The sequence below is a fragment of the Vibrio sp. 779(2023) genome, from assembly GCF_033344285.1.
Classification (GTDB): domain Bacteria; phylum Pseudomonadota; class Gammaproteobacteria; order Enterobacterales; family Vibrionaceae; genus Vibrio; species Vibrio alginolyticus.
Window position 1 is genome coordinate 1 of the sequence record NZ_JAWPOM010000090.1, and the last position, 1,459, is coordinate 1,459.

Below are 1,459 nucleotides of genomic sequence, written 5' to 3' on the forward strand. Positions count from 1 at the left end.
TCATCCAATTCAGGCTGACCGAAAAGTACCAACTGAATTAATTTGTCTTGCTCGGTTTCTAAATTGCCGAACAAGCGCAGTGTTTCTAAAGCCTCAGGAGAAAGAGCTTGAGCTTCATCGACGATCAGAACGGTTTTCTTCCCGGTTGAATGCACACGAATCAAGTGTTCTTGAATTAAAGAAACAATGCGCAATGGATCGTCATTATCAATACCTAGCTCTCTTGCCACGGCAAACTGCAATTGCTCTCCGTTGAGCACAGGATTGGGTAGATAGACCAATACCACTTGCGATTCGATCTGTTCAATCAGCTTGCGACAAACCATGGTTTTGCCCGTACCAACTTCACCTGTAACCTTAATCACGCCTTCTCCCATCTGCACGGCGGCTAAGATGGTTTGAATCGCCTCATAGTGAGGCACTAACCCCAAAAACCTTGCCGTATTTGAGGTCAGTGAGAAAGGTTGAACTCGAAATCCAAAAGGCGACAAGTACATAACGAATCACAAACTCTTTGAAAAGCTAACGTTTCTTCTGCGCTTATTGCGCATCAGGGAACCACTCTTGCAGCAAATCACGCGAGCGCTCTAGCTCTTTTTGCCAAGAGTTCACGCCAACAACGGTCGGTTTAAGCAGAATAACTAGCTCGGTTTTTTGCGTCACATTCGAAGTGTTGCGGAACAAGTGCCCCAGAGCAGGCACGTCGCCAAGGAATGGGACTTTTGACACTTGCTCGACATTTTGTTGCTTCATCAAGCCGCCGATAACCACAACATCGCCATCTTTCGCACGAATCACCGAATCAGATTCTCGAATCGAGCTTTTTGCCAAAGGCAATTGAATGTTTTGAAAATCACCACCAAGATTTAACTGCTTCACTTCTTCTGTGACTTCAATGACCGCTGGATGCACATGCAAGAACACGTTGCCCTTGTTGTCGATTTGTGGCGTCACATCAAGTGAAATGCCCGAGAAGAATGGCGTCAGTTCTACTTCAGGAACCGCATTAGAGTTTTCACCATTACCCGCATTACTGGAAAGCTCAGTTACGAAGTACTGATCGGTACCAACTTTGATCACTGATTTTTGGTTGTTCGCCGCCGTAATACGTGGGCTTGAGAGTACATTGAGGTCGCCTTGCGTCGACATAAAGTTTAATACAGCCTCGAAGTTACCATCAGAGATCGTAACGTTGGTTTGACCGCCAAGAAGCGTACCAATCGCATCTAATGGAGGCAGAGCAGAAGCGGGGCGATTAACAATGATACTGCCTGAGTTACCAATTGACGCCGATAAGTTCGACCAGTTAATACCTTGCTGGTAACCATCGCTGAGCGTGACTTCTAAGATTTTCGCTTCAAGAATCACTTGGCGTTGCATTCGTTCTTGAGACACACCCAAAAACTCGCGCACTTCACGAATATCATCAGGGAAAGCTCGCACGGTGATCACGCCAGCT

2 protein-coding genes are annotated in these 1,459 nt (G+C 46.4%); both read right to left on the reverse strand.

Annotated features, from left to right (window positions below; all coding sequences use genetic code 11):
• The coding region (locus tag R8O70_RS25130) for an ExeA family protein (RefSeq protein WP_318184451.1) at positions 1–497 on the reverse strand (497 nt) is incomplete at its 3' end.
• Between the two features lie 43 nt (positions 498–540).
• On the reverse strand, positions 541–1,459 hold a 919-nt coding region (gene mshL / locus R8O70_RS25135), incomplete at its 5' end, for a pilus (MSHA type) biogenesis protein MshL (protein ID WP_318184452.1).